Annotated in this window: 22 protein-coding genes; 18 read left to right on the forward strand and 4 right to left on the reverse strand. The window is 67.4% G+C overall.

Going from position 1 to position 22,425, the window contains the following annotated elements; translation table 11 throughout:
* Window positions 1-412: 412 nt before the first annotated feature.
* The 13 genes from ACFDS3_RS03730 to recO all read left to right on the forward strand — a co-directional run bounded on the left by ACFDS3_RS03730 (window position 413) and on the right by recO (window position 13,789).
* The gene (locus ACFDS3_RS03730; protein ID WP_375260999.1) at window positions 413-1,015 is read left to right on the forward strand and encodes a hypothetical protein; all 603 of its coding nucleotides are present in this window, start codon (window positions 413-415) and stop codon (window positions 1,013-1,015) included.
* Window positions 1,012-3,438 carry a UDP-forming cellulose synthase catalytic subunit gene (gene bcsA, locus ACFDS3_RS03735; protein ID WP_375261000.1) on the forward strand — a complete coding sequence of 809 codons (2,427 nt, stop codon included), beginning with the start codon at window positions 1,012-1,014 and terminating at the stop codon, window positions 3,436-3,438. Before ACFDS3_RS03730 ends, bcsA begins: the two co-directional genes overlap by 4 nt.
* Window positions 3,438-5,813, forward strand: a complete 2,376-nt coding sequence (locus tag ACFDS3_RS03740; protein WP_375261001.1) for a cellulose biosynthesis cyclic di-GMP-binding regulatory protein BcsB — start codon at window positions 3,438-3,440, stop codon at window positions 5,811-5,813. The genes bcsA and ACFDS3_RS03740 overlap by 1 nt, the downstream gene beginning before the upstream one ends.
* Window positions 5,810-6,883 (forward strand): glycosyl hydrolase family 8, encoded by a 1,074-nt coding sequence (locus tag ACFDS3_RS03745; protein WP_375261002.1) that lies wholly within the window; start codon window positions 5,810-5,812, stop codon window positions 6,881-6,883. The genes ACFDS3_RS03740 and ACFDS3_RS03745 overlap by 4 nt, the downstream gene beginning before the upstream one ends.
* Window positions 6,868-8,343 (forward strand): hypothetical protein, encoded by a 1,476-nt coding sequence (locus ACFDS3_RS03750; RefSeq protein WP_375261003.1) that lies wholly within the window; start codon window positions 6,868-6,870, stop codon window positions 8,341-8,343. Before ACFDS3_RS03745 ends, ACFDS3_RS03750 begins: the two co-directional genes overlap by 16 nt.
* A gap of 111 nt (window positions 8,344-8,454) precedes the next feature.
* Complete coding sequence (acpS, locus tag ACFDS3_RS03755; RefSeq protein WP_375261004.1) at window positions 8,455-8,874, forward strand: holo-ACP synthase; 420 nt, start codon at window positions 8,455-8,457, stop codon at window positions 8,872-8,874.
* Window positions 8,875-8,937: 63 nt separating this feature from the next.
* Window positions 8,938-9,423, forward strand: coding sequence for a deaminase (locus ACFDS3_RS03760; protein WP_375261005.1), 486 nt, complete (start codon window positions 8,938-8,940; stop codon window positions 9,421-9,423).
* A 51-nt stretch (window positions 9,424-9,474) separates the two neighbouring features.
* Complete coding sequence (gene lepB / locus ACFDS3_RS03765) at window positions 9,475-10,260, forward strand: signal peptidase I (RefSeq protein WP_375261006.1); 786 nt, start codon at window positions 9,475-9,477, stop codon at window positions 10,258-10,260.
* Complete coding sequence (gene rnc / locus ACFDS3_RS03770) at window positions 10,257-10,934, forward strand: ribonuclease III (RefSeq protein ID WP_375261007.1); 678 nt, start codon at window positions 10,257-10,259, stop codon at window positions 10,932-10,934. Before lepB ends, rnc begins: the two co-directional genes overlap by 4 nt.
* Window positions 10,931-11,803, forward strand: a complete 873-nt coding sequence (locus tag ACFDS3_RS03775) for a DMT family transporter (RefSeq protein ID WP_375261008.1) — start codon at window positions 10,931-10,933, stop codon at window positions 11,801-11,803. The genes rnc and ACFDS3_RS03775 overlap by 4 nt, the downstream gene beginning before the upstream one ends.
* Window positions 11,804-11,831: 28 nt before the next feature.
* On the forward strand, window positions 11,832-12,734 hold the full coding sequence (era, locus tag ACFDS3_RS03780; RefSeq protein ID WP_375261009.1) for a GTPase Era: 903 nt from the start codon (window positions 11,832-11,834) through the stop codon (window positions 12,732-12,734).
* A 6-nt stretch (window positions 12,735-12,740) separates the two neighbouring features.
* Complete coding sequence (locus ACFDS3_RS03785; RefSeq protein WP_375261010.1) at window positions 12,741-13,070, forward strand: DUF1491 family protein; 330 nt, start codon at window positions 12,741-12,743, stop codon at window positions 13,068-13,070.
* Complete coding sequence (gene recO / locus ACFDS3_RS03790) at window positions 13,067-13,789, forward strand: DNA repair protein RecO (protein WP_375261011.1); 723 nt, start codon at window positions 13,067-13,069, stop codon at window positions 13,787-13,789. The genes ACFDS3_RS03785 and recO overlap by 4 nt, the downstream gene beginning before the upstream one ends.
* Window positions 13,790-13,901: 112 nt before the next feature.
* Here the strand turns inward: recO and ACFDS3_RS03795 are convergent, their stop codons facing one another.
* The 4 genes from ACFDS3_RS03795 to ACFDS3_RS03810 all read right to left on the reverse strand — a co-directional run bounded on the left by ACFDS3_RS03795 (window position 13,902) and on the right by ACFDS3_RS03810 (window position 17,815).
* The gene (locus ACFDS3_RS03795; RefSeq protein WP_375261012.1) at window positions 13,902-14,234 is read right to left on the reverse strand and encodes a hypothetical protein; all 333 of its coding nucleotides are present in this window, start codon (window positions 14,232-14,234) and stop codon (window positions 13,902-13,904) included.
* A gap of 747 nt (window positions 14,235-14,981) precedes the next feature.
* Complete coding sequence (locus ACFDS3_RS03800; protein ID WP_375261013.1) at window positions 14,982-17,261, reverse strand: NADP-dependent malic enzyme; 2,280 nt, start codon at window positions 17,259-17,261, stop codon at window positions 14,982-14,984.
* A 50-nt stretch (window positions 17,262-17,311) separates the two neighbouring features.
* Entirely contained in the window at window positions 17,312-17,533 is a 222-nt protein-coding gene (locus ACFDS3_RS03805; RefSeq protein ID WP_375261014.1) for a DUF3072 domain-containing protein, read from the reverse strand.
* Window positions 17,534-17,593: 60 nt separating this feature from the next.
* Window positions 17,594-17,815 (reverse strand): DUF3072 domain-containing protein, encoded by a 222-nt coding sequence (locus tag ACFDS3_RS03810; RefSeq protein ID WP_375261015.1) that lies wholly within the window; start codon window positions 17,813-17,815, stop codon window positions 17,594-17,596.
* An 87-nt stretch (window positions 17,816-17,902) separates the two neighbouring features.
* Here ACFDS3_RS03810 and ACFDS3_RS03815 point away from each other — a divergent pair, with 87 nt between their 5' ends.
* The 5 genes from ACFDS3_RS03815 to upp are packed head-to-tail and all read left to right on the forward strand — an operon-like array spanning window position 17,903 to window position 22,380.
* Entirely contained in the window at window positions 17,903-18,298 is a 396-nt protein-coding gene (locus ACFDS3_RS03815; protein WP_375261016.1) for a cytidine deaminase, read from the forward strand.
* A complete protein-coding gene (locus tag ACFDS3_RS03820) occupies window positions 18,295-19,602 on the forward strand; it encodes a thymidine phosphorylase (protein ID WP_375261017.1) in 1,308 nt (435 codons plus the stop codon). The genes ACFDS3_RS03815 and ACFDS3_RS03820 overlap by 4 nt, the downstream gene beginning before the upstream one ends.
* A complete protein-coding gene (locus tag ACFDS3_RS03825) occupies window positions 19,599-20,780 on the forward strand; it encodes a phosphopentomutase (protein WP_375261018.1) in 1,182 nt (393 codons plus the stop codon). The genes ACFDS3_RS03820 and ACFDS3_RS03825 overlap by 4 nt, the downstream gene beginning before the upstream one ends.
* Complete coding sequence (locus tag ACFDS3_RS03830; protein WP_375261019.1) at window positions 20,777-21,751, forward strand: adenosine deaminase; 975 nt, start codon at window positions 20,777-20,779, stop codon at window positions 21,749-21,751. Before ACFDS3_RS03825 ends, ACFDS3_RS03830 begins: the two co-directional genes overlap by 4 nt.
* Complete coding sequence (gene upp / locus ACFDS3_RS03835) at window positions 21,748-22,380, forward strand: uracil phosphoribosyltransferase (RefSeq protein ID WP_375261020.1); 633 nt, start codon at window positions 21,748-21,750, stop codon at window positions 22,378-22,380. Before ACFDS3_RS03830 ends, upp begins: the two co-directional genes overlap by 4 nt.
* Window positions 22,381-22,425: the final 45 nt, after the last annotated feature.

The following is a 22,425-nucleotide window of genomic DNA, read 5'->3' on the forward strand; positions in this document are numbered from 1 at the left end:
ACTCTCCCGGTTGGGTTGACCTCTATTATATGAGTACAACCAATGGTTTATAGGGCGTGGCGTTCCTGTCACGGGGAGCGTCCGCCAACAATCATCCGCCTGATTTATACCTCGCCCTTCTGCACATTTTGCCATTATCTTTTGATTAACCCGGTTCGAGACTGGGCGGTGGTTCATTAGAGCCGCGCTTTGGATAGAGGGTCGATCAGTCAACCGGCGCAGTCCCGACACCATCGGACGGCCAAGAAACGATCCTCGGAATTGTGACGGTCGGCTTCTCTGGTCGGCCTGAGAGCATTTTGTTCGGGGGCCGAACGGCATGACATTCAGATCGACGAGAACGCGCCTTTTCCGGCGCGCCATTGGCGTATGCCTACCGTTGGCCGTTCTGGCCCTGTCGGCGTGCAGCACCATGACCGGAGGCTCGCCGGGCGGTGCGACGGCCGAAGAGTTCCCGATGACGCCCTACTCGATGGTGCCGGCCGGTCGCGCCTGGCTTTACGTGCCCACGGGAATCCTGACGCTGCAGCGCAGGGTCGGCGGGGCCACGGAACAGCGGGTCGTGCTGCCGAACCAGACCACGATGGAGGGCGACAACTTCATTCTCATGCGCGCCCGCGGCGGCGAGTCCTCTCGCGGTGGCCGCATGAAGCTCGAGAGTTTTATCAGCGATGCGGGCGGTCTGCCGGCGCCTTTTACCAATGCCGACAGCTCGCAGCTGCAAAGCGCCGAGGATGCGCTAGGGCCATACTTCTTCATCAGCCGAATGGCCGGGCCCGGCGCGGTGTGCGTCCTTGCAGTTCGGCCGGTCACGGGGGCGGCCCGGCTGCTGCCGCAAGGGGCCGGAGCAATCGACGTGATGATGCGCAATTGCGCACCGGGCGACCAGAGCGCCGCGCTCGAGCCGATTCGGGCGGGGGCGCTTGGTCAGACTGTCGCGACCACTGCCAGGGGGACGCAGACCACGCTGCACAACCTTTCCCCGTTCGCAGCGCCCCAGGGGCTGGCGCAATGAGCGTCGCCGCCGCCCAATCCGTCCGCACCGAGCCCGTTACGACCGGACTGTGGTCCGTCCTCTGGGTCGCGGCCTCGATCGCCGTGATCGGCGTCGCGCTCGTGCCGACCTCGACCTGGACGCAGGCGCTGCTGGGGGTCGTCGGACTCCTGATCGTCATCGCGCTGCGCCCAGTCGCGCACGTGACGTCCCTGCGCTTCGTCATGCTCGCCACGGCGAGCGCGATGGTCCTTCGCTACTGGGTCTGGCGCGCGACCGAGACGCTGCCGGGCTGGGACTCTCCGCTGTCCATGACTTTCGCCCTCGCACTCTTGGCGACCGAGACCTACACGATCTGCATTTTCTTCCTCACCTGCTTCATGACGGCGGACCCGATCACCCGGCCTGCGGCACCCGTCGTGTCGGCACGCGATCTTCCGACGGTCGACGTGCTCGTCCCCTCGTTCAACGAGCCTGCCTCGATGCTTGCGATCACGCTCGCGGCCGCTCGGAACATGCACTACCCTAAGGAGAAGCTGCGGGTGGTGCTGTGCGACGACGGCGGCACCGATCAGCGGATGAACCACGAGGACCCGAAGATCGCCGAACAGGCCATCGCGCGGCGGGCAGAGCTGCAGAAGCTCTGCGCCGACCTGGGGATCATCTATTCCACCCGAGAGCGGAACGAGCACGCCAAGGCCGGCAACATGTCGGCCGCCCTCGAACGGCTCGACGGGGATCTGGTGGCCGTGTTCGACGCCGACCACGTGCCGGCGCGCGACTTCCTTGCGCGGACCGCGGGTTACTTCGTGACCGACGACAAGCTCTTCCTCGTGCAGACGCCGCACTTCTTCCTGAACCCCGACCCGATCAATCGGAACATCGGCTTCATTGACAGCTGCCCGCCCGAGAACGAGATGTTCTACGGCCACACGCATCTCGGCCTCGATCGGTGGGACGGCACGTTCTTCTGCGGCTCGGCCGCGCTGATCCGCCGTGCTGCGCTTGACAGCGTGGGAGGGTTCTCTCGCGAGACGATTACCGAAGACGCCGAGACCGCGCTCGACATCCATTCTGCAGGCTGGAAGTCCCTCTACATCAACCGTGCAATGATCGCGGGGCTCCAGCCGGAAAGCTTCGTGTCCTTCATCCAGCAGCGCGGCCGCTGGGCCACGGGCATGATGCAGATGCTGATCCTGAAGAACCCCCTCCTTCGCGGCGGCCTCGGGATGACGCAGCGGCTTTGCTACATCAATTCGATGAGCTTCTGGTTCTTCCCGGTGATCCGGATGGTCTTCCTCATCGCGCCGCTGCTCTACCTGTTCTTCGGGCTCGAGATTTTCGTGGCGACCTATCCCGAGGTCATCGCCTACACGATCACCTACACGCTGGTTTCGTTCGTCGTGCAGAACGCGCTGTTCAACAAGACGCGCTGGCCCCTGATCTCCGAACTCTACGAGACCGCCCAGGCGCCCTACCTCTCGCGGGCGGTGTTCAAGACCTTCCTGTCGCCGCGCTCCGCGAAGTTCAACGTGACCACCAAGGACGAGACGCTGGACGAGGACCTGATTTCGCCGATCGCGCGGCCGCTTCTGGTCCTCTTCGTCCTGCTGGCCGCGGGCGTCGTCATGGGCGGCATACGCTACGTGATGTTCCCCGGCGACCGCGAGGTTCTGCAGATCGTGGGCGGATGGGCCCTGTTCAACTTCGTCCTTGTGGGCGCTGCGATGCAGTGCATCCACGAAAAGCAGCAGCGCCGCGGCGCGCCCCGCGTCGCCATGGCCGAACCGGCCGACCTCGCGTTGGCTGGCAGCCCCGAGCGCCCGCTGCGCGGCGTGGTTCTGGATGCGTCGAACTCGGGCGTGCGGGTCAGCCTTCCGATGAGCGACGACATCCGACCGGGCCATGTGGTCGAAGGTGCGCCGATCGCATTCCGCCCCCTTCTCGAAGATGCGCCCAGCCTTTCGCACCCGATCAAGGGGTCGGTCCGCTGGTCCCGCAAATCCGGACAGGAGATCATCCTCGGACTCGAGTTCGCCAAGGGTCAGCCCTGGATCTCGGCCGAAACCATCGGGCACATGATCTACGGTCGGTCCAGCCGCTGGGCGAGGATGCGCGAGCGCTACTTCACCGAGATCGGCCTCGTGGGCGGCATCGTCTACGTCGTGCGCCTCGCGCTCCGCGGTATCCTGCGCACCAGTGCCGCCCTTGCGGCCGAGCCTGCCCGCCGTCGCCGTGCCGCACAGGCTTCCGGGGCCATTGTCGTCGAGCTTGAGGATCTGTTGCCCTCTGCGCCGGCGTTCGAGGATTACGTGGACCCCATCTCGGCCAGTTTCGTACGGGCCAAGGAAGAGCGTACGCGCCAGCCTGACGCCGCCGCGACGGGCTTCCAGGGGGGCGATCCGCGGTTCGTCCTGCCCGCTTCGATGTTGGCGGGCGAGTGATGCGGGGGGTCGTCGGCTCAAAGGCCATTGCCGCCGCCTGCGCCGTGACGCTGGGCCTTGCTGCGCCGGTTCTGGCGCAAGAGGAAGCGCCGCTCATCATGATCCCGTCCTTCACCGCGCCAAGCGAGGCGGCGCCCGCCGCGCCGGCTGAGGAGGGTGCCGACGTTATACCGGCCGAGACGTTCTCGGCCATCGAGCGGACGCGGCTGCACGCCACTGCCGCGCCGGAGCAGCCCAAGCCAAAGACTGCCATCGCGCCGCTGTTGTCGCGCAGTGCCGGCGCAAATCCGGGGAGCCTCGTGCGGCTGCAGGGGGAAAGTCCGGTTGCCGAATTCTCGATCTACCTGCCTGAGGATGCGATGCCCGGCCAGCTTCGCATCGCCCATATGTCGGGCGTCGATGTGCTGCCGGAACGGTCGAAGATGCAGATCCTGCTCAACGGGACGCTCGTGGGCGAGGGCGATCTGGGCAACTTCGATCCTGATGCAGTCGATCTTTTCGACGTGCCCGAAGACCTGTGGCAGAGCGGGCGCAACGACATCACCGTCCAGATGGAGCAGGTCCACCGGTTGTTCTGCGGCCCCGAAGCGGCCTTTGACCTGTGGACCGACATCGACATGGCGAGATCGGGTGCGGTGCTGGATGACCAGCCGCTCGTGCCCGGACCGATCGATTTTTTGGCCGCTCTCGCCCATGACGAGGGCATTGGCCTGTCCATCGCTCTGCGCGATCCGGAGTCGCTTGCCGCGGGCGCGCAGCCGCTGCTGGATGAGTTGGCGCGCCGCCTGACAGACCTTCTGGGCGGCCGCGTCCTGACCTATGACGAAGACGTTGCCTATGATCCCGCGCCTGCCTCCGACACGGCCGCGGCGCAACGCATGGCCCGCATCACCTTGCTGCCGAGTTCAGACGCTCCGTCTGCCACGTTCCGCCGCGGCGGCGACGGCGCGCGCGTCCTCGCCCTGTCCGTGCCGCGCGACGGCGTGGCCGCTGCCGCTGCCGGCGGGTTCCTCGACGGCGTCTTCGTCGAGGTGGCCGGCTTCGCGCCACCAGAGGAGGTGAACCTGGCGCAAAGCGGGATCGATCCGCGGACGCATATGATGGTGGGCGTGCCCGTTACGCTGGAAAGCCTCGGCATGCCTACCACGCGCACGACCAGCCATTACTTCCGTCGCGACCAGATCTTCACCCTGCCGCGCGACTGGTTGGTCCTGACCGCGCAGAAGGCGATGCTGCACCTCGACTACGTCTACGACAGCAACTTGCCGAAAGAATCCGTCCTGCTGATCCGCATCAACGGCGAGACGATCCGAATGCTGCCCCTCTACGGCGAGGGCGGCCAACTGATCGAGCAGTTTCCGATCAAGTTCTACGCCAACCTCCTGAAGGAAGGGCCGAACCTGATCCAGTTCGAGGCGCTCGTTCCCGGTCAGCCTGAGGACGCCGCCTGTCCCGTGGGCCAGTTCCCCAAGCTCGAGATCCGCGGGAGCTCGACCTTGACGGTGCCGACATCGCCAAAGCTGCGCCTTACGGATCTGCGCCTGCCGATCTACGCGCTACGCTCGGACGCGGTGACGCTGAACGGCGACGCGGGCAGCTTCAGCCCGGCGGACCGGATGACGCTCGTCGCGACGCTCGGGCCTCCTATGCCGCGGGGCAGCACCATGACCGCGCTCACGCTCGACCGGATCGGAGAGCTGCCGCTTGGCGACTACACGATCTCGCGCAGCGACATCGCCAACGTCCTGACCCGTGCCGAGCCCGTGCCGCAGCAGGATCTGCCGGCATCCGGTGAACCGATCCGCGAACTGCCCGTGGACCTCTTCGGACCGATCGAGCCACAGCCGCGCGAAAGCGCTCTTGGCGGGGGGCTGGTCGGTATCGCGAACGGCGTTCTGGGGGCGGCGTTCGGAAGCTCGGTCGAGCGTATGAGCGAGCAGATCGACATCATGGCCCGCAAGATCAATCCCGATGCCGGCGCCGAGGCCGAGGTTTGGCTGTCCGAGCAGACGGGCAAGGCGGTGCTTGCGCATCTCGACGCGAGCGACCCGCGGGCGATCCACCTTGTTCTGGGCCCCGACACCGAGTTGACCGAGGTCGCGGCCGCGATCGCGAACGCGCGCCGGTCGATCGGCGGGCCGCAGGGCCAGATCTCGGTGCTGGGCCATGACGGCGCCTGGAACAACTGGCGCGATGCGGACCGCCTGCCGAAGCTGGTCGAGCCGCTGACCATCGGCAACATCAGGCAGGTCGCCGGCAATTATGCGTCGTGGTCGCCATTGGCCTTCACCGCGCTGGTCTTTGGCGTCAGCCTGGTGTTCGCGATGGTCGCGCTGCGCCTCGTTATCCTCACCCGCGGAGATAAGCAGTCGTGAACCGTAGAAGCGTCTTGTCCCTCCTCGCTACGTTGCCCTTGGCCCCAACTGCCTTTGCCACTCTGGTCGATGCTGAGCCCCAGGATGCGCTTCGCCAGGCGTGGGAGGCCTGGAAGACCCAGCACCTGGATACGAATGGCCGCGTCGTGGACCGCCTGCAGAAGGACGCCAGCCACTCCGAGGGGCAGGGCTACGGTATGGTCCTGGCTGAGCGGATGAACGACCCCGAGGCGTTCGAGGCGATGTTCCGTTGGGCGGAGCAGAACCTGGCCGTCCGCCCCGACGCCCTGCTGGCGTGGCGGTGGCTGCCCGACGCGCCGATCCCGGTGCCCGACACGAACAATGCCAGCGACGGCGACCTGTTCTACGCCTGGGCCCTGATGGGCGCGGCGGCACGGTTCGATCGGCCCGAGTACATGGTCCGCGCGACCGCGATCGCGCGCGACCTCGATGCGCTCTGCGTGGTCGATTTTCCGGGCCATGCGGGTGCCTACCTGTTCCTGCCGGGTGCCTCGGGTTTCGAAACCGAGAACGGCTTTGTCATCAACCCGTCCTACTACATGCTGCGCGCGAGGGAGGAGCTTGCTCAGGCGGCCGGCACGCCGCGGCTGGCCGGGGCGGCGGCCAATGGTGACGTGCTGCTGGCCGAGATCGCGCGTCACGGCCCTGTGCCCGACTGGCTGACCGTGTCGTCGGACGGGCTGCACCGCCCTGCCGAATTCTCGGCCAATTCCGGCTACGAGGCGCTTCGCGTGCCGCTTTGGATGGCGTGGTCGGGGAAGTTCGGGCACCCGGTCGTCACGAACGCTGCCGGCAGCGGCTTCTCGACCCGCACGGCTGGTGATGGGGCGGTCGCCACGGTGATCGACTATGACAGCGGAGAGGTCCTCGAAACGTCGAGCGACGCCGGCTACCGCGCGATCATCGCGCTGGCGGCCTGCGCAGGCGGGGCCGAGCCGGGATCGGCCATGCCGCCCTTCGATCCCGGCCAGTCCTACTACCCCGCAACGCTGCACCTCTTTTCCTATCTCGCCCAGTTGGAGATGGCGCCCCAATGTTTCCCCGTGTGATTTTCGCCGCCCCCGGCTGCCGCACCGCCGTCCGTCGCGCGGCCTTGTCCCTCTCTGTCGCGCTGAGCGTCCTCGCCGGTCCCGTGGCCGCCCAGGAGCTTGGCGACGCCGAACTGCGCGCCCTGCGATACTATGTCGAGCAGAACGACATGCGTTCGGCAAAGGCCGAGATCCAGCGGCTGATGCAGGCGCATCCGGGCTGGCGCCCGCCCGCGAACCTGTCGGAGCTGAAGGCCACGACGGCGGCCCCGGCCGGCCCGGGCGAAGAGGCCAACCGCATCTGGAAGCTGATCGAGATCGGCAACTGGGGGGCTGCGCGCGGTCGGCTCGACCATCTGCGCGCGAGCTATCCCGACTGGACGCCGCCCGCGGAAATGATGAGCCTGGTTGCAACGGGCGAGGGGCAGTCCCGCTTTGACCGCGCGGTCGCGGTCGGGGATGCCGCGACCGCGATCTCGGTCGCGCGCCAGACGCCGCAACTGCTGCGCTGCGACCGGGTCAACAACGCGTGGCAGCTGGCTCTGATGCAGCAGAAGAGCGGTGACACGGCCGGTGCACTCGCAAGCTATCGCGGCGTGCTGGGATCGTGCACCGATCCGTCGGTGCTTGTCGCAACGCTCGAGAAAGCGAACGATATCGGGACGGACGCGCAACTACGCGAGATGGCCGATTTTGCCCGCCAGAGCCGCCCTTCGGCCAAGGCGTCCATCGACGCGGTCGAGACGCGCCTTCTCGCCGGACGCGGCAGGGCCCCCGCGGCTGTGCAGACGGCACGACCGGCCCCCGCGCTGCAGGCGTCAGCGCCGGTAAAGGCCGCCGCGCCTGTGACCGGGGCGACCGAAGCACCCGCCCCTGTCGCCCCGGCGCCGACCCGCTCCGTCCGGATGGACGCGCTGCCCGCCCAGGGCGACGGGCGCGTCGCGGCCGTGCGGCAGGCGGCCCGCGCCGGGGACTGGACCGGGTGCCTTGCGCGGTCGGCAAATCCGCGATCGGTCGACGTGCTCTACGAACGCGGCTGGTGCGCAATGAACCGCGACCGCTCCTTCGAAGCGCTCGCCGCGTTCCAAGTCGCTTCGACCGCGCCGCTTGGCGCCGTGGTCCAGCGGGATGCCCGCTACGGAATGGCGCTTGCCATGCTGGCCAACCACATGACCGAGGACGCTGCCCGCGTCGCCGCCGTCACCGACCTGACCAACGAGCAGCGGCTCGAGATCGAAAGCATGATCCTGGATCAGCGCGGCGTCCGCGCCTTCAAATCTGACGATTTTCGCGCGGCGATCACCTATTTCGACGCCCTCGAAGAACTGACGGGGTCGATCCGCCGCGACCTCGCGATCCTGAGGGGGTACGCCTATCTCGAATCCGGCCAGCGGCAGAAGGCACGCGCCGAGTTCGAGCGCCTGCACGACCAACTGGCCACGGCCGAGACGCGCAAGGGGCTGAACGCCGCGATCAGGTGAGCCCTGCGTGACCCGGCGCACGCGCTACGCTATGTGGCGCGCGCAGAAGGAGAATCCGGCCATGCGCACCAATCACTCAGCACCCGAAATGGCCCTCGGCAGGGGGCGGACATGATCCTCGGCATCGGCACGGACCTTGCCAATATCGATCGGATCGCCGGCACGCTGGACCGTTTTGGCGACCGCTTCCGCAACCGCGTCTTCACGGAAACCGAGCAGCGCAAAGCCGAACGCCGCGCCGATGTCGCGGGGACCTACGCCAAACGGTGGGCCGCGAAGGAGGCATGCTCGAAGGCGCTGGGGACGGGGCTGCGCATGGGGATCGCGTGGAAGGACATGGCCGTGTCGAACCTTCCCACCGGGCAGCCGGTGATGGAGGTGACCGGCTGGGCCGCCGACCGCCTTGCCGCGATGACACCCGCCGGGCACAGGGCGATCATTCACGTCACGCTGACCGACGACCACCCCTGGGCGCAGGCCTTCGTCGTGATCGAGGCGCTCCCGATCGCGGATGCGCCCGCTGGCGGCTGACTGCGGCGCGGAACGACCTTGGGCCATGCAGCGTTCGGCGGAACCATCTGAAAGGAAACTGACATGGCCGCGCAGAAGATCGAGCCGACCAAGGCAGAGCTGGGCGCGCTCGGCCATGCCATCCGCCGCGCGCTGGAAGTCGCCGAGCGTCATCCCGACCGCGCCCCGATCGTCGCGGCGGTGCTGATCGACGACGAGGTCGTGGCCTGGGGCGACAACGAGGTGCACGTCGCCAACGACCCCTCGCGCCATGCCGAGATCGTCGCCATGGCCAGTGCCAGCGCCGACCGCCCCGAAGGGATCGAAGGTGCCGCAATCGTCACGACCCTTCAGCCTTGCGAGATGTGCCTTGGCGCAATGGGCATGGCCGGTGTCGAACGAGTCGTCTTCGCCGCCGGCCGTCCCTCGGTCCGCGACGCGTATTTCGCCTATCCGGACCTGAAGATTGAGGATTTCGTCGAAGGCGCCCGCGGCTCTCTTGGCTGGGCCGGCCCCGTGATGGAGGCGGATATCCTGAGGCTCTATGCCGACCCTGATCGCGAGGATTGACGCCGCCCGAGCGTTCCCGCATCTAGGCGCCGCACCAGCGGGAGAGCGGGAATGGCGAAGCGCGATAAGGAAGGCGGTATCCTCGAGACCGTCAAGACTGTGGTCTATGCGCTGTTGATCGCCGGGTTGTTCCGCACGCTGTTCTTCCAGCCGTTCTGGATTCCGTCGGGGTCGATGAAGGACACGCTGCTGGTCGGCGACTTCCTCTTCGTGAACAAGATGGCTTACGGATACTCGCAGTATTCTTGCCCGTTCTCGCTGTGCACCTTCATCGACGGGCGCTGGCTGGGCTCCGAGCCCGAGCGGGGCGACGTCGTGGTGTTCCGCCACCCCGTCACCGGGTCCGATTTCATCAAGCGGCTGATCGGCCTGCCGGGCGACCGGATTCAGGTCCGCGACGGCGTGCTCTACATCAACGGCGAAGAAGTCCCCCAGGAAGAGGCCGGGACCTTCGTCGAGACCTTCGAGAAGCAGGGTCCCGTCGGCAACCTGCCGCAATGTGAGAACGCGGGCGTGGCGCTTGGCGAGGACTGCCTGAAGTCGCGTTACCTCGAGACATTGCCCAACGGCGTGACCCACAGCATCCTGAACGTACGCGACTCGCGGCTGGACAACACGCCCGTCTACACGGTCCCCGAGGGTCATTTCTTCTTCATGGGCGATAACCGCGACAACTCCACGGACAGCCGAGTTAGCCAGAACGCAATGGGCGTCGGCTTCGTGCCGTTCGAAAACCTCGTGGGTCGGGCCGACCGCGTGATCTTCTCGTCCGCGGGCAAGTCCATGCTGTTCTTCTGGACATGGCGCCTCGACCGCTTCTTCGAGAAGATCGTGTGAAACTCTCGGCTCAGCAACGCGCGTTTGCCGAGGGGCTAGGTCATGACTTCGTGCGGCCAGAGCTTCTGATCCGCGCGCTGACCCACGGCTCCATCGCAACGACCACGCGTCCCGACAACCAGCGGCTCGAGTTCCTGGGCGACCGGGTGCTGGGCCTCGTGATGGCCGAGGCGCTGCTACAGGCGGACCCCCATGCGGCCGAAGGGGCGCTGGCGCCTCGCTACAATGCGCTCGTCCGGAAGGAGACATGCGCCGAGGTCGCGCGCGATGCGGGGCTTGGCGATGTCCTGCGCCTCGGCCGGTCCGAGATGATGTCGGGCGGCCGCCGCAAGGAGGCTCTGCTGGGCGATGCGATGGAGGCGGTGATCGCCGCGATCTACCTTGACGGCGGGTTCGAGGCGGCGCGCGCTTGCATCAAGCGCCTGTGGGGCACGCGGATCGATGCGGTCGAGGCCGACGCCCGCGATCCCAAGACGGCGCTCCAGGAATGGGCGCAGGCGCGCAAGCTGCCGCCCCCCGAATATGCCGAGCTGAAGCGGACCGGCCCTGATCACGCTCCTGTCTTCACCATCGAGGCGCGGCTGGCGAATGGCGAGGTGGCGAGGGCGACCGCCAAGTCCAAGCGCGAGGCGCAGCAATCCGCCGCGCGGGCGCTTCTGGACCGGCTGGAGTGACCGGCAACCTCCTCGGCTCGGCGCTCATGGTGCTTTCCATGATCGGCTTCGGGATCGAGGACGCGTTCTTCAAATCCGCCACGCAAACGGCTTCTCCGGGCATTGCCACGCTGGTCTTCGGCGCGACCGGGTTCGTCTTGTTCGTCGGCTTCTCCGCCTCATCGCGCGAATCCGTCTGGCCGCGGGCGCTTCTATCCGGCCCGCTACTCTGGCGGTCGTCGTTCGAGGTGGCGGGGCGGCTGTTCTTCGCGCTCGCGCTGGCCTTCGCGCCGCTGTCCACGACCTCGGCGATCCTGCAGGCTGCGCCGCTCGTCGTGACGGCGGGGGCGGCGGCGCTTCTGGAAGAGCGCGTCGGCGTTTCTCGCTGGGTCGCCATGGCGGTCGGCTTCGCCGGTGTCCTTCTTGTGCTGCGGCCCTGGGGCGAGGCATTCAGCCCGGCGCTCCTGTTCGCCGTCGTCGCGATGATCGGTTTCGCCGGCCGCGATCTGGCCACGCGCGCCAGTCCGTCGAGCCTTAGCTGGCGGCAACTCGGCACGTCCGGCTTCGCGATGGTGCTGGTGGCCGGGACCCTCATCGCCGTGTTCGAGGCGGAACGTGTCCTGCCCGACGCCCGTGCGCTGATGCAGCTTTTGGCGGCAGGGGCGATCGGCGTGTGCGCCTATACGGCACTGACCCACGCCATGCGGATGGGTGAAGTCTCGGTCGTGGCGCCGTTCCGCTACGCGCGCTTGCTTGTTGCGCTTTTCCTTGCGTTCCTCCTCTTCGGGGAACGGCCAGATGCGCTTATGTTGATGGGGGCCGCATTGATCGTGGCGAGCGGAGCCTACACCCTCGTCCGCTCTGGTCAGCGCCCAAGGATTGCCGTATGACACCGCGCCTGCAAGGAAAGGACCGTTCATGACCACCCGCGCGGGCTTCGTCGCCCTGATCGGAGAGCCGAACGCCGGCAAGTCCACGCTGCTGAACCGCATGGTGGGCGCCAAGGTGTCGATCGTCACGCACAAGGTGCAAACGACCCGCGCCCGCATTCGTGGCATCGCGATGGAGGGTGACAGCCAGCTCGTCTTCGTGGACACACCCGGCCTGTTCACGCCGCGCCGCAGGCTTGACCGCGCGATGGTCGCCGCCGCATGGGGCGGGGCGTCGGATGCCGATCTCGTGGTCCTGCTGGTCGAAGCGCATCGCGGCCTGACCGAAGGGGTCGAGCGCATCCTGTCGACGCTGGAAGAGCGCGAGGCCAAGGGTGTGATCCTTGCCATCAACAAGATCGACCGGGTCGAGGCGCCCAAGCTGCTGGCCCTGACCGAGAAGCTGAACGCCCGCTTCCCCTTTGCCGAGACCTTCATGATCTCGGCCGAGAGGGGGCACGGGGTGGATGCCCTGCGCAAGCACCTGGCCGAGGCGCTGCCCGAGGGGCCGTGGCTGTACCCCGAGGACCAGATCGCCGACCTGCCGACCCGGATGATCGCCGCCGAGATCACGCGCGAAAAGCTGACCCTGCGACTGCACCAGGAATTGCCCTACCAGATGACGGTAGAAACCGAGCACTGGGAAGAGCGCCAGGACGGCTCGGCCCGGATCGACCAGGTGATCTACGTCATCCGCGACGGCCACAAGGGCATCGTGCTGGGCAAGGGCGGCGAAACGATCAAGGCCGTCAGCCAGGCCGCCCGCGAAGAGCTTTCGGAGTTCCTGGACCGCACCGTCCACCTGTTCCTGCAGGTCAAGGTCCGGCCCGGCTGGCTGGACGAGGCCGAGCGCTACTCGGAGATGGGCCTCGATTTCTCTGACGGCAGCTAAGTCGCGATGGCGCGGCTGGCCAGCGGCATCTGGGTTTCGGCCTACCTCGCACGGCTGGGGCAGGCGAACATTCCGGCCTACGTGATGATGCGCGGCGACGAGACGGCGGGCGCGATCCTCGTCAAGTGCGCGACGCTCGACGGGCGAGCGAGGGTCTACGCCCGCGCCTGGGATTTCGAGACCGACACCCGCCCCTGGACCGACTGGATGTCGGGTGCCGAGCCTGACGTCGACGCCGCCCTGCGCGCCGAGCGCAGCCGCGATCCCGACCTCTGGGTCGTGGAGATCGAAAGCCGCGAGGGCCGCACCCTGCTGGGGGAAGAGGGCCTGACGTGATCGAGTGGCGCGAGGAGGGGATGGTCCTGTCCGTGCGCCGCCACGGTGAAGCCGACGCCATCGTCGAGGTCCTGACCCGCGATCACGGTCGCCACGCCGGTGTCGTGCGCGGCGGTGGCGGGCGGCGGCTGGCGCCCCTGATGCAGCCGGGCGCGCAGCTTTCCCTCGCGTGGCGTGCGCGGCTCGAGGATCACCTGGGGCACTATACGGTCGAGCCGGTGAAGAGCCGGGCGGGGCTGATGACCGATCCGCTGGCACTGTCGGGGCTCACCTCGCTGACCGCGCTGCTGAGCTTTGCCCTGCCCGAGCGCGAGGCGCAGCACGGCCTTTACGAGGCGACGCTGGCCGTGGTCGATCTGATGGAGGACGCTCCTTGGCCGCTCGCCTATCTGCGGTGGGAGATGGGCCTGCTCGACCGGCTGGGCTTTGGACTGGACCTGACCCGCTGCGCCGTGACCGGTGCGCGCGACGACTTGGCCTTCGTCTCACCCAAGTCGGGGCGCGCGGTAGCGCGAGACGCTGCCGGCCAGTGGGCGGACCGGCTGCTGCCACTGCCGCTGTGCATGATGGGACAGGGCCCGGCGTCGGTGCCCGAGATCGTGCAGGGCCTGCACATCACCGGGCATTTTCTTGACAAGCGGCTTGCGCCCTCGCTGGGGGACCGGCCGCTGCCCGTCGCACGGGACCGGCTGATCGGCCGTCTGTCGCGTCTGGGCTGAAGCCGGCGTGGGGCCGCCCACCGGCCGCCCATAACTCCTGCACAGGCCAGCGAAAGCGGCCAGTACGGGCCTTCGCGAAGCCGGCGAACGTCAAAGAGGTCGAAGGTGGGACCTAGTTGTTCCGGCGGCCCAAGAGCTTCGCGAGCAAGCCCTTCTTCGGTCGGTTCGGCCTCTTGCGCCTTGCAACGATATCAACCGGAGAGCGAAGGCTGGGAACCCCTTTTGCGCCCGCGGACTTTCTCTTGTTCTTCAGGCGTCTGACCTCGGCCATGGAAGCTTCTTCGCCCTTGCTGCGAAGGTCCCTGATCTGGCGCCCGATCGCGTTGATCTTTTCGGCGGTCTTGCTGCCGGGCAAGGACGTGGCACCCTCTTCGTTGTCGAGCCAGCGTCCGATCCCGTTCCAGACCACCGGGAACTCCGGATAGCCGGATCGAACGTCACGCACCTCGTATCGTGGACCAACTTGATCACGCGCAAGACAGATCGGAATCAGTGTATTTGTGGATCGTGTAAACCCACTGCGCCTCGTCGGCGCCGACCAATCCGTAGGCGTACGCTTTCTCGGCGCAGTATGCTGGTAGATCTTTGTGGGCGGCCGCATGGATGTGCTCGCCATCCCCTGCCGAGACGAAGAAGCTGAGAAGGATGCCCAGATTCTCTTCTTCCGACCAGATCCCCGGCGTTGGCCAGCGGCGAGTATAGAAGGCAAGTCTGGATGGGGACGGCGCTCTGCACCTTCTGCTGGATGGCGCGAACCGCCCCGTCGTGAATGCGCCATCGTCGTCCGGCCTGCTTGTGATGACGAGGGTGAGCGCGTTCTGCTTGACGAATTGTCGTGTCGCTCGCTTCAGGTCTTCCTTGCGGTCTCGATGAAATTCTAGCGGCCGAATCTCCGCTTGGGGAAGCCGAGCCAGCGTGCTTTCAAGCCGATCCCGGACTCTCAGGGGATCTCCTGGTCAATCTGAGCGCACAGGAAAAACGGGACATCCTGCGCCAGCAGACACTGGAGCGTCATCGCCTCGAAGAGGTCGAGGCGATGCTTCAGCCAGACAGGGTCGAAGATCCCAATCCCGAACCGCACAACTACGATGTGCCCAGCTTTATATGCCCGCTCCCAATGTTCGCGCAGACTCGATAATCACTCGGCAGCATGTTTCCCAGCCGCACCACCCCTGGGTGAGCGGGTTTCCCGTCACCCGTAATGCGCGACGGGCGTTCCGGCTATGGCGCTCATGTTCAGCAGGCCGCGGGCCGAGATCGAGGTGGTCACGATGTGCGCGCGGTTGCCGAAGCCCATGAGGATCGGCCCGACTTCGAGCGCCCCAGCCTTCATCTTCAGGATGTTACGCACGCCCGAGGCCGCGTCGGTGTTGGCAAAGACCAGCGCGTTCGCCGGGCCATCGATGCGGGAGTTCGGGAAGATCCGCTCGCGCGTCGCGGCGTCGAGCGCGGCGTCGGCATGCATCTCGCCCTCGTAGGTGAAGTCGCGGGGCTGGCTGTCGAGTATTTCGAGAGCGGCCCGCATCCGGATCCCGGTGTCGCAGTCGAGGTTGCCGAACTGCGAATGCGAGCACAGCGCCACCTTGGGTGCGATCCCGAACCGGCGCACGTGGCGCGCGGCGCCCATGACCGTGTCGGCGATCTGCTGGGGCGAGGGCTCGGCGTTCACATGCGTATCGGCGATGAAGAGCGGCCCGTCTTCGAGGATCATCAGCGACAGCGCCCCGATGGCGCGGCGCCCCTCGGTGGCGAGGACCTGCGTGATGTAATTCAGGTGCCACAGGTACTGGCCGAAGGTTCCGCAGATCATGCTGTCCGCCTCTCCGCGGTGAACCATGACCGCGGCGATCGCCGTCGTGTTCGTCCGCATGATTGCCTTGGCCAGGTCGGGCGTGACGCCGCGGCGCTGCATGATCTCGTGGTAGGTTGTCCAGTAATCGCGGTAGCGCGGGTCGCCCTCGGGGTTCACGAGGTCAAAGTCACGCTCCGGGCGGAGGTCGAGACCCGCCCGCTCGGCCCTGAGCGCCACAACCTCGGGGCGGCCGATCAGGATCGGGCGGTCAGTCGTTTCCTCGAGCATCGCGTGGGCGGCGCGCAGGACGCGCTCGTCCTCTCCCTCGGCGAAGACGATCCGGCGGCGGGCGGTTGCGGCGGCCTCAAAGACGGGGCGCATCAGGAAGGACGAGCGGAAGACGCTGGCGTCAAGCTGCCGCTTATAGGCGGCGAGATCATCGAGCGGGCGTTCGGCCACGCCCGTCTCCATCGCAGCACCCGCAACGGCCGAGGCGACGACGCCCATGAGGCGCGGGTCAAACGGCTTGGGGATCAGGTAGTCCGCGCCAAAAGTCAGCTGCTCGCCCTGGTAGGCGGCCGCGGCCTCGGCCGAGGTCGTCTTGCGGGCAAGCTCGGCGATACCTTCGACGCAGGCGATCTTCATCTCGTCGTTGATCGTCGTCGCGCCGACGTCCAGCGCGCCGCGGAAGATGAACGGGAAGCAGAGGACGTTGTTGACCTGGTTGGGGAAGTCCGACCGCCCCGTGGCGATCAGTGCATTCGGCGCCACGGCGCGCGCCTCGTCGGGGTCAATCTCGGGCGAGGGGTTTGCGAGGGCGAAGATGATCGGCTGCTCGGCCATGCGTTCGACCATCGAGGGCTTGAGGACGTTCGGCCCCGACAGGCCCAGGAAAAGGTCGGCGCCGTCGATCACGTCGCCCAGGTCGCGCGGGCCGCCCGACTGGGCATAAGCCGCCTTCTGCTCGGTCATCGATGCCTCGCGCCCCTCATGGACGAGGCCGTCGAGGTCGCAGAGCCACACGTTCTCGCGCTTGACCCCGAGCTTCAGCAGCATGTCGAGACAGGCAATCCCCGCCGCACCGCCACCGGTCGAAACGACCTTGATGTCCTCGAACTGCTTGCCAGAGACCCGCAGGGCGTTCGTGGCGGCCGCGCCCACCACGATCGCCGTGCCGTGCTGGTCATCGTGGAAGACGGGGATGTTCATCCGCTCGCGGCAGAGCTTTTCGACCACGAAGCAGTCCGGAGCCTTGATGTCCTCGAGATTGATCGCACCGAAGGTGGGTTCGAGCGCGCAGACGATCTCGGCCAGTTTTTCCGGGTCACGCTCCGACAGTTCGATGTCAAAGCAGTCGATATTCGCAAATTTCTTGAAGAGGACGGCCGTGCCCTCCATCACCGGCTTGGACGCCAGCGCCCCGATATCGCCGAGACCCAGCACCGCTGTGCCGTTGGTGACGACGGCCACGAGGTTACCACGCGCGGTGTAGTCGCGGGCGGTGGTGGGGTCGTTTTCGATCTCGCGGCAGGCTTCGGCGACGCCGGGAGAGTAGGCACGCGCGAGGTCACGGCCGTTCGCCAGGGGCTTCGTCGCCCGGATCTCGAGCTTGCCGGGCCGCGGCTCGCGGTGATACGCCAGCGCCGCCTCGCGCAGGTTCGTCTGCTTGTCGTCCGCCATCTGCCCCGTCTCTCCCGGCTAGTCTCGTCTCGGGGAGATAACGGGTGGGATCAGCCGCGGCCAGTCCGTTCCTGTAGCGCGTCGATCTGTTTCGACGCCTCGGCCTTCGTCAGGTCGGGATTGTACTCTTCGCCGGCCTCTTCGCAGAGCGTCTTGAGATAGCTCGCCTGCGCGCCGGTCATCGCCTCGTCGCCGGTCGTCCATTGCTCGACCGGCTTGTCGGCGTTGGAAGGCGCCTCGGCCTTGGGGTGCTCCATCGGGTCGTCGCTCATGATGTGTTCCCTTTCCGTTCCTTGTCCGGCGAACGCCGCGCCGGGCGCAGAGGTTCCCGCTCAGGCCTTTTCCAGCGCCTCGATTCGTGCGTCTGCTTCCTGGCGGGTCAGGTTGCCGTCGAAGGCCTCGTCATGCTTTTCGCACAGCTGGCGCAGGCGAACCGCCTGCTCTTCGGTCATCGGCTCGTCCTGGTGCTTCATCTCGCCGCCGACCACGGCGCCGGCAATGGGAAAACTGGCCGTGCCGGTGTTCTTGTCGCCCGGGATGGTATCGTCAGACATGGTGTCTCTCCCTTTCGCTGGGGAACGAGCGGCGCGGCGCGCTTGTTCCGGCTTGCCAAGCGCGGAGTGACGTTCCAGATTCCCGCCATGGATGATCTCATTGCCGCCGCGGCGACGGTCCGCGAAAACGCCTACGTTCCCTATTCCCGCTTCAAGGTCGGTGCCGCGATCCGTACGCCGGACGGGCAGGTCTTTGCCGGGTGCAACGTGGAAAACGTAGCCTACCCCGAGGGAACCTGCGCCGAGGCCGGTGCCATCGCCGCGATGGTTGCCGCCGGGCAGACCCGCATCGCCGAGATCGCGGTGATCGCCGACAGCCCGTCCCCCGTGCCTCCCTGCGGCGGCTGCCGCCAAAAGATCGCCGAATTCGCGTCGGCCGATGCCCCCGTGGTGATGGCGACGACGGCCGGTGGGCGTCACGAGGTCACCGTGGCCGACCTGCTGCCTGGCGCCTTCGCGGCCGAGCACATGGAGGGCGCGTGACCCCCCGCACCGTGCTCTCCGCCCTTCGCACCGGTGGTATGCCGGATCCCGCCGACCTCATCGCCTTCGCCACCGGCCTTGCCAACGGATCGGTCAGCGACGCGCAGGCCGGCGCCTTCGCGATGGCCGTCTGTCGGGGCCCCGGGCTTGGGCCTGAAGGCCGCGTCGCGCTGACCCGCGGCATGGCCGATAGCGGCCGCCGCATGTCCTGGGACCTGCCGGGGCCGGTCATCGACAAGCACTCAACCGGCGGGGTGGGTGATCCGGTCAGCCTTGTGCTGGCGCCGATGCTCGCGGCGGTCGGGGCCTATGTCCCCATGATCTCGGGGCGGGGGCTGGGACATACGGGAGGGACGCTCGACAAGCTCGAGTCGATCCCCGGGATGCAGGTCGAGCTGTCCGAGGACCGTTTTCGCGCCGTGGTGCGCGAGGCCGGCGCGGCCATCGTCGCCGCAAGCGACGACATCGCCCCGGCGGACCGGAGGCTCTATGCGATCCGCGACGTGACCGCGACGGTAGACCAGATCGACCTGATCACGGCGTCGATCCTGTCCAAGAAGCTGGCGGCCGGGCTGCAGGCGCTGGTGCTGGACGTCAAGGCGGGGTCCGGCGCGTTCATGCGCGATGCTGCGGACGCGCGGGCGCTGGCCGAGGCGCTGGTCCAGACCGCAACCGAGGCAGGCTGCCCGACAGCTGCGCTCGTGACGGCCATGGACGAGCCGCTCGCCCCCGGCTGCGGCAATGCGCTCGAGATCGCGTCGGTTATGGAGACGCTGACCGGGAACTCGGCGGACACGCGGTTACGCGAGATTTCGCTGGCACTCGGCGGCGCGCTGCTGGCCCGGGCGGGGCAGGCCGAAGACGCCGAGGCCGGTGCCGCGCGCCTGGCCGAGACGCTTGGCGACGGGCGGGCGGCCGAGTCGTTCGCCCGCATGGTCGCCGCGCAAGGCGGGTCGGCCGACTTCGCTGACACATGGCGCCGGGAGCTGCCGTCCGCCCAGGTGATCCGCAAGGTCACGGCCACCGAAAGCGGAACGCTCGTCCGGATCGACGGTACGGCGCTTGGCCTGACCGTGGTGGGCCTTGGCGGCGGGAGACAGCGCGAGGGCGACCGGGTCGATCCGGCCGTGGGGCTCGACCGGATCGCGCGCATCGGAACCCCGCTGGCCGCCGGCGACACGCTCGCCCGGATCCACGCTGCCGACGAGACCGCCGCCGATATGGCCGAAGAAAGCTTGCGCGCCGCCATGACCTTGGGCGAAGCGGCCGAGCCAAAGCCCCTGATCCTCGAGCGCATCGGATGACCGGACGCGCGTTCCTGATGGTGCTCGATTCCGTTGGCATCGGCGGTGCGCCCGATGCCGAGGCGTTCGGCGATGCCGGTGCCAACACCCTCGGCCACATCGCCGAGGCGCTTGCCGGCACCGACCAGCCGCTGCGTCTGCCGAACCTGGACCGTCTCGGCCTCGGCCGCGCAATTGCGCTTGCCAGCGGCACCGAACCGCCGGGCCTCGGTGCCGAGCCCAAGGGGCTGTGGGGTGCGGCGACCGAGGTGTCGCGCGGCAAGGACACCCCTTCCGGCCATTGGGAGCTTGCCGGTCTGCCTGTGCCGTGGGAGTGGACTTTCTTTCCGCCCACCGATCCTTGCTTCGACGACGCTCTCGTCGCCCGCGTACGCGAGTTGGCCGGGACCGAAGGCATCCTCGGCAACCGTCACGCCTCGGGAACCAACATCATCGAGGAAGAGGGAGAGGCACATCTGAGGACCGGCTGGCCGATCTGCTATACCTCGACCGACAGCGTCTTTCAGATCGCCGCGCATGAAGAGGTGTTCGGCCGCGACCGCCTGTTGCAGCTGTGCGCGAACCTCGCCCCCGAACTGCACGCGCGCAAGGTCGGCCGCGTCATAGCGCGACCCTTCGTCGGCTCGCCCGATACCGGCTGGACCCGCACCAGCCACCGCCAGGACTTCGCGATCGCCCCGCCGTCACCGACCCTGTGCGACTGGGTGCAGGGCGCCGGGCGCCGCGTCCATTCCGTCGGAAAGATCGGCGACATCTTTTCGATGCGGGGGATCGACACCAAGATCAAGGGCAGCGACGCGGACCTGCTTGAGGCGCTGAAGGCGCGGCTGGACCAGGCTGAGCCGGGGTCCCTGACCTTCGCCAACTTCGTCGAGTTCGATAGCGCCTATGGCCATCGCCGGGACGTCTCGGGCTATGCGCGGCACCTCGAATGGTTCGACGCGGCGCTGCCCGACCTGTTGGCGCGCCTGAAGGACGGCGACCTGCTGTTCATCACCGCCGATCACGGGAACGATCCGTCGTGGCGCGGCACGGACCACACGCGCGAACGCGTTCCGGTTCTTGCCGTCGGCGCCGGCACGAAGGCGGTCGGGCAGGTCGCCTTTGCCGATGTCGCGGCGAGCGTGGCACATCATCTTGGCGTGCTAAACCAGGGACCGGGAAGGAGCTTTCTGTGAAAGACCTGCCGAAGATCGAGCTGCACCTGCACATCGAAGGGGCCGCGCCGCCGTCCTTCGTCCGGGATCTCGCGTCGGAGAAGAACCACGACCTCAGCGGGATCTTCGCCGAAGATGGCAGCTACCGGTATGATGGCTTCCTCGAATTCCTCAGCGTCTATGAAGAGGCGACGTCGGTCCTGAAGACGCCCGAGGACTACGCCCGCCTGACGCACGAGGTGCTGCTGCGGCAGGCAGAGCACGGGGTGATCTATACCGAGATGTTCCTGTCCCCCGACTTCTGCGGTGGCCGGGATATCGAGGCGTGGCGCGAGTACCTGTATGCGATGTGCGAGGCGGCCGAGGCCGCCAAGTGCGAAGGCGCACCCGAGATGCGCGGCATCGTCACCTGCATCCGCCATTTCGGCCCAGACAAGGCGCGCGAAACGGCGATCTGCGCGGCCGAGACGGCGGGCGATTTCATCACCGGCTTCGGCATGGGCGGCGATGAAGGCAAGGGGCGGCAGGGCGATTTTGCCTGGGCCTTTGACTGCGCGCGCGAGGCCGGGTTGCGGCTGACCACGCATGCTGGCGAGTGGGGCGGGCCGGGCAGCGTCCGCGACGCGCTCGACGACCTGAAGGTCGAGCGGATCGGCCACGGCGTCCGGGCGATCGAGGACCCGGCGCTGGTCGAGCGGCTGGCGCGCGAGGGCATCGTGCTGGAGGTTTGTCCCGGGTCGAATGCGGCGCTGGGTCTTTACCAGTGGCAGGCGAACCCGATCGAGAAGCTGCGGGCAGCCGGCGTGCCGGTCACGATCTCGACCGACGATCCGCCGTTTTTCCACACCACGATGACCCACGAATACGAGCAGATCGCCCGCCTCCACGGCTGGGACGAGGACGCGTTCCGCGAGGCCGCCCGGGTTGCCGCGCGCGCCGCCTTCTGCGACGAGACGACGCGACAGGCGCTTCTCGAAAGGATCGACGCATGACCCAGCACCTCACCGTGGTCGAGCACCCCCTCATCCAGCACAAGCTGACGATCATGCGCCGCCGCGACACCTCGACGGCCGTGTTCCGCCAACTCCTGCGCGAGATCAGCCAGCTTCTGGCCTACGAGATGACGCGCGACCTGCCGCTGACGACCACCACCATCGACACCCCCGTGACCGAGATGGAGGCCCCCACGCTGGCCGGTCGCAAGCTGGCGCTGGTGTCGATCCTGCGGGCGGGGAACGGGCTGCTCGACGGGATGCTCGACCTCATTCCGTCGGCGCGGGTGGGGTTCGTCGGCCTCTACCGCGACGAGGAAACGCTGAAGCCGGTGAAATACTACTTCAAGGTGCCCGCACAGCTCGACAAACGGGTGGTGATCGCGGTGGACCCGATGCTGGCGACCGGCAATTCCTCGGCCGCGGCGGTGCAGATGCTGAAGGATGCCGGGGCCAAGGACATCAGGTTCCTGTGCCTCTTGGCCGCGCCCGAAGGGGTCGAGCGTATGAAAGAGGCGCATCCTGACGTGCCGGTGGTGACTGCCGCACTGGACGAGAAGCTGAACGATCAGGGCTACATCGTCCCCGGCCTAGGTGACGCAGGCGACCGGATGTTCGGCACAAAGTGACGGCACCCTTGCCCGCGGGGACGATTCCCCCACATCCTCGGGTAA

Source organism: Palleronia sp., assembly GCF_042089775.1.
GTDB lineage: Bacteria > Pseudomonadota > Alphaproteobacteria > Rhodobacterales > Rhodobacteraceae > Palleronia.

Coding starts and splice junctions, on each gene's coding strand:
- ACFDS3_RS03730 (WP_375260999.1), top strand. CDS start 413: ATGACCGGAGGCTCGCCGGGCGGTGCGACGGCCGAAGAGTTCCCGATG.
- ACFDS3_RS03815 (WP_375261016.1), top strand. CDS start 17,903: ATGGATGATCTCATTGCCGCCGCGGCGACGGTCCGCGAAAACGCCTAC.
- ACFDS3_RS03810 (WP_375261015.1), bottom strand. CDS start 17,815: ATGTCTGACGATACCATCCCGGGCGACAAGAACACCGGCACGGCCAGT.
- ACFDS3_RS03750 (WP_375261003.1), top strand. CDS start 6,868: ATGTTTCCCCGTGTGATTTTCGCCGCCCCCGGCTGCCGCACCGCCGTC.
- ACFDS3_RS03740 (WP_375261001.1), top strand. CDS start 3,438: ATGCGGGGGGTCGTCGGCTCAAAGGCCATTGCCGCCGCCTGCGCCGTG.
- ACFDS3_RS03805 (WP_375261014.1), bottom strand. CDS start 17,533: ATGAGCGACGACCCGATGGAGCACCCCAAGGCCGAGGCGCCTTCCAAC.
- era (WP_375261009.1), top strand. CDS start 11,832: ATGACCACCCGCGCGGGCTTCGTCGCCCTGATCGGAGAGCCGAACGCC.
- upp (WP_375261020.1), top strand. CDS start 21,748: ATGACCCAGCACCTCACCGTGGTCGAGCACCCCCTCATCCAGCACAAG.
- ACFDS3_RS03800 (WP_375261013.1), bottom strand. CDS start 17,261: ATGGCGGACGACAAGCAGACGAACCTGCGCGAGGCGGCGCTGGCGTAT.
- acpS (WP_375261004.1), top strand. CDS start 8,455: ATGATCCTCGGCATCGGCACGGACCTTGCCAATATCGATCGGATCGCC.
- ACFDS3_RS03785 (WP_375261010.1), top strand. CDS start 12,741: ATGGCGCGGCTGGCCAGCGGCATCTGGGTTTCGGCCTACCTCGCACGG.
- bcsA (WP_375261000.1), top strand. CDS start 1,012: ATGAGCGTCGCCGCCGCCCAATCCGTCCGCACCGAGCCCGTTACGACC.
- ACFDS3_RS03760 (WP_375261005.1), top strand. CDS start 8,938: ATGGCCGCGCAGAAGATCGAGCCGACCAAGGCAGAGCTGGGCGCGCTC.
- lepB (WP_375261006.1), top strand. CDS start 9,475: ATGGCGAAGCGCGATAAGGAAGGCGGTATCCTCGAGACCGTCAAGACT.
- ACFDS3_RS03825 (WP_375261018.1), top strand. CDS start 19,599: ATGACCGGACGCGCGTTCCTGATGGTGCTCGATTCCGTTGGCATCGGC.